The sequence below is a fragment of the Rathayibacter sp. AY1A7 genome, from assembly GCF_002930845.1.
Classification (GTDB): domain Bacteria; phylum Actinomycetota; class Actinomycetes; order Actinomycetales; family Microbacteriaceae; genus Rathayibacter.
This window is the reverse complement of sequence record NZ_PSTL01000045.1, coordinates 1-4,864: the sequence shown is the minus strand read 5'-3', so window position 1 is coordinate 4,864 and position 4,864 is coordinate 1. Positions and strand designations below refer to the sequence as shown.

The window sequence follows — 4,864 nt, the reverse complement described above, 5'->3', positions numbered from 1 at the left end:
AACAACTGACACACCAGAGGTTCGTCCATCCCGGTCCTCTCGTACTAGGGATAGATCTTCTCAAATTTCCTGCGCGCGCAGCGGATAGGGACCGAACTGTCTCACGACGTTCTAAACCCAGCTCGCGTACCGCTTTAATGGGCGAACAGCCCAACCCTTGGGACCTACTCCAGCCCCAGGATGCGACGAGCCGACATCGAGGTGCCAAACCATGCCGTCGATATGGACTCTTGGGCAAGATCAGCCTGTTATCCCCGAGGTACCTTTTATCCGTTGAGCGACAGCGCTTCCACAAGCCACTGCCGGATCACTAGTCCCGACTTTCGTCCCTGCTCGACTTGTCAGTCTCACAGTCAAGCTCCCTTGTGCACTTACACTCGCCACCTGATTGCCAACCAGGTTGAGGGAACCTTTGGGCGCCTCCGTTACTCTTTGGGAGGCAACCGCCCCAGTTAAACTACCCATCAGGCACTGTCCCTGAACCCGATTAGGGTCCGAAGTTAGATATCCAGAGTGACCAGAGTGGTATTTCAACAATGACTCCACGAACACTAGCGTGCCCGCTTCAACGTCTCCCACCTATCCTACACAAGCCACACCGAACACCAATACCAAACTATAGTAAAGGTCACGGGGTCTTTCCGTCCTGCTGCGCGTAACGAGCATCTTTACTCGTAATGCAATTTCGCCGAGTTCGCGGTTGAGACAGCTGGGAAGTCGTTACGCCATTCGTGCAGGTCGGAACTTACCCGACAAGGAATTTCGCTACCTTAGGATGGTTATAGTTACCACCGCCGTTTACTGGGGCTTAAATTCTCAGCTTCGCCTTGCGGCTAACCGTTCCTCTTAACCTTCCAGCACCGGGCAGGCGTCAGTCCGTATACATCGTCTTGCGACTTAGCACGGACCTGTGTTTTTAGTAAACAGTCGCTTCCCACTGGTCTCTGCGGCCATCGAACGCTCCCGGAGCAAGTCCGTTCACGCCTCAGGCCCCCCTTCTCCCGAAGTTACGGGGGCATTTTGCCGAGTTCCTTAACCACGATTCTCTCGATCTCCTTAGTATTCTCTACCTGACCACCTGAGTCGGTTTGGGGTACGGGCAGCTAGAACCTCGCGTCGATGCTTTTCTTGGCAGCATAGGATCACCGATTTCGACTTGCGTCTACCCATCAGATCTCAGGCTATATGAACGACGGATTTGCCTATCGTTCGCCCTACATCCTTAGACCGGGACAACCATCGCCCGGCTCGGCTACCTTCCTGCGTCACACCTGTTAATACGCTAAACGCACCAGCACGGGGTCGTACGCTAGGCCCAACGCTTCACCCCGAAGGGATCCATCAAAGGGATTCAGATACTTAGCACTACTGGATTGTCTTGGGCGGTTCTTCGCCGGTACGGGAATATCAACCCGTTGTCCATCGACTACGCCTGTCGGCCTCGCCTTAGGTCCCGACTTACCCAGGGAAGATTAGCTTGACCCTGGAACCCTTGGTCTTCCGGAGGACGGGTTTCTCACCCGTCTTTCGCTACTCATGCCTGCATTCTCACTCGTGTGGCATCCACGGCTGGTTCACACCGCCGCTTCACTCGCCACACGACGCTCTCCTACCCATCAACACGGCTGGACCACGAAGGCCTACCACTAATGTCAATGCCACAACTTCGGTGGCGTGCTTGAGCCCCGTTACATTGTCGGCGCGGAATCACTTGACCAGTGAGCTATTACGCACTCTTTCAAGGGTGGCTGCTTCTAAGCCAACCTCCTGGTTGTCTGTGCAACTCCACATCCTTTCCCACTTAGCACGCGCTTAGGGACCTTAGTTGGTGGTCTGGGTTGTTTCCCTCTCGACTATGAAGCTTATCCCCCACAGTCTCACTGCTGCGCTCTCACTTACCGGCATTCGGAGTTTGGCTGACGTCAGTAAGCTTTTGGGCCCCATCGGCCATCCAGTAGCTCTACCTCCGGCAAGAAACACGCAACGCTGCACCTAAATGCATTTCGGAGAGAACCAGCTATCACGAAGTTTGATTGGCCTTTCACCCCTATCCACAGCTCATCCCCTCCATTTTCAACTGAAGTGGGTTCGGTCCTCCACGACGTCTTACCGTCGCTTCAACCTGGCCATGGATAGATCACTTCGCTTCGGGTCTAGACCCTGCGACTGAATCGCCCTATTCGGACTCGCTTTCGCTACGGCTGCCCCACACGGGTTAACCTCGCCACAGAGCACTAACTCGCAGGCTCATTCTTCAAAAGGCACGCCGTCACCCCTACAAGGAGGCTCCGACGGTTTGTAAGCAAACGGTTTCAGGTACTATTTCACTCCCCTCCCGGGGTACTTTTCACCTTTCCCTCACGGTACTTGTCCGCTATCGGTCATCTGGGAGTATTTAGGCTTATCAGGTGGTCCTGACAGATTCACACGGGATTTCTCGGGCCCCGTGCTACTTGGGATACTCTTCACGCCATAACACCATTTCGACTACGGGGCTCGCACCCGCTCTGGCCAGGCGTTCAAACCTGTTCGTCTATGATGCGCTGTAACGTTCACCGGCCGGCAGACCGGAACGAAAAGTCCCACAACCCCGGCCATGCAACCCCTGCCGGGTATCACACATGACTCGGTTTAGCCTCTTCCGCGTTCGCTCGCCACTACTGACGGAATCACTGTTGTTTTCTCTTCCTGTGGGTACTGAGATGTTTCACTTCCCCACGTTCCCTCTACCCGCCCTATATATTCAGGCGGGAGTCACCAGGTCACCACAAGGGGCCTGGCGGGGTTTCCCCATTCGGAAATCCTCGGATCACAGCTCGTTTATCAGCTCCCCGAGGCTTATCGCAGATTACGACGTCCTTCTTCGGCTCCAGATGCCAAGGCATTCACCGTTTGCTCTTATGAACTTGCTAATCACATGAGTTAAGAAACTACAACTCGAAAAGTTGCAGATCCAATGATTTGCATGACCGCAGCCCGAAAGCCGCGCCATGCGAATCTTGTCGATCCACGACCGAAGCCGTGAATCTAAGATGCTCGCGTCCACTGTGTAGTTCTCAAAATACGGGCGGTATCCCTCTCCCACACACCCAGGCGTGAGAAAAGGATCCGGAGAGTCGACCCCGCCACCCGAAGGCAGCCGGCCCGGTCCCTCAGGACCCAACAGCGTGCATGTACCCGACTCCACCGCCCCGACGCGTTCCCAACCCGAAGGCTGTACTGACGCGAGACGATCTCACCGAGCACCTAGTTCAATGTTCCACCCATGAGCTACCAGCAAAGACATTCGCTTTGATCTGGCGCCTGGAACACCCTGCGGTGTCCAGATGCTCCTTAGAAAGGAGGTGATCCAGCCGCACCTTCCGGTACGGCTACCTTGTTACGACTTAGTCCTAATCACCGATCCCACCTTCGACAGCTCCCTCCTTGCGGTTAGGCCACTGGCTTCGGGTGTTACCGACTTTCATGACTTGACGGGCGGTGTGTACAAGGCCCGGGAACGTATTCACCGCAGCGTTGCTGATCTGCGATTACTAGCGACTCCGACTTCATGAGGTCGAGTTGCAGACCTCAATCCGAACTGAGACCGGCTTTTTGGGATTCGCTCCACCTTACGGTATCGCAGCCCTTTGTACCGGCCATTGTAGCATGCGTGAAGCCCAAGACATAAGGGGCATGATGATTTGACGTCATCCCCACCTTCCTCCGAGTTGACCCCGGCAGTCTCCTATGAGTTCCCACCATGACGTGCTGGCAACATAGAACGAGGGTTGCGCTCGTTGCGGGACTTAACCCAACATCTCACGACACGAGCTGACGACAACCATGCACCACCTGTATACCGACCTTGCGGGGCAACCATTTCTGGAAGTTTCCGGTATATGTCAAGCCTTGGTAAGGTTCTTCGCGTTGCATCGAATTAATCCGCATGCTCCGCCGCTTGTGCGGGCCCCCGTCAATTCCTTTGAGTTTTAGCCTTGCGGCCGTACTCCCCAGGCGGGGAACTTAATGCGTTAGCTGCGACACGGAGACCGTGGAAAGGTCCCCACATCTAGTTCCCAACGTTTACGGCGTGGACTACCAGGGTATCTAATCCTGTTCGCTCCCCACGCTTTCGCTCCTCAGCGTCAGTAACGGCCCAGAGAACTGCCTTCGCCATCGGTGTTCCTCCTGATATCTGCGCATTCCACCGCTACACCAGGAATTCCATTCTCCCCTACCGCACTCTAGTCTGCCCGTACCCACTGCAGGCCCGAGGTTGAGCCTCGGGTTTTCACAGCAGACGCGACAAACCGCCTACGAGCTCTTTACGCCCAATAATTCCGGACAACGCTTGCACCCTACGTATTACCGCGGCTGCTGGCACGTAGTTAGCCGGTGCTTTTTCTGCAGGTACCGTCAAGCCGAAGCCCTTCTTCCCTACTAAAAGAGGTTTACAACCCGAAGGCCGTCATCCCCCACGCGGCGTTGCTGCATCAGGCTTTCGCCCATTGTGCAATATTCCCCACTGCTGCCTCCCGTAGGAGTCTGGGCCGTGTCTCAGTCCCAGTGTGGCCGGTCACCCTCTCAGGCCGGCTACCCGTCGTCGCCTTGGTGAGCCATTACCTCACCAACTAGCTGATAGGCCGCGAGTCCATCCTTGACCGAAAAACTTTCCACCCGCACCCGATGCCGGGGCAGGTCGTATCCGGTATTAGACGCCGTTTCCAGCGCTTATCCCAGAGTCAAGGGCAGGTTACTCACGTGTTACTCACCCGTTCGCCACTAATCCACCCAGCAAGCTGGGCTTCATCGTTCGACTTGCATGTGTTAAGCACGCCGCCAGCGTTCGTCCTGAGCCAGGATCAAACTCTCCGTAAAAAAA

General features: G+C 55.6%; 2 rRNA genes. Both read right to left on the bottom strand.

Annotation, left to right across the window (positions count from 1 at the left end):
• Positions 1–2,912 (bottom strand): 23S ribosomal RNA (locus tag C5B95_RS16960); the annotation flags it as partial.
• A gap of 425 nt (positions 2,913–3,337) precedes the next feature.
• Positions 3,338–4,860: ribosomal RNA gene (locus C5B95_RS16955) — 16S ribosomal RNA — on the bottom strand.
• Positions 4,861–4,864 lie beyond the last annotated feature (4 nt).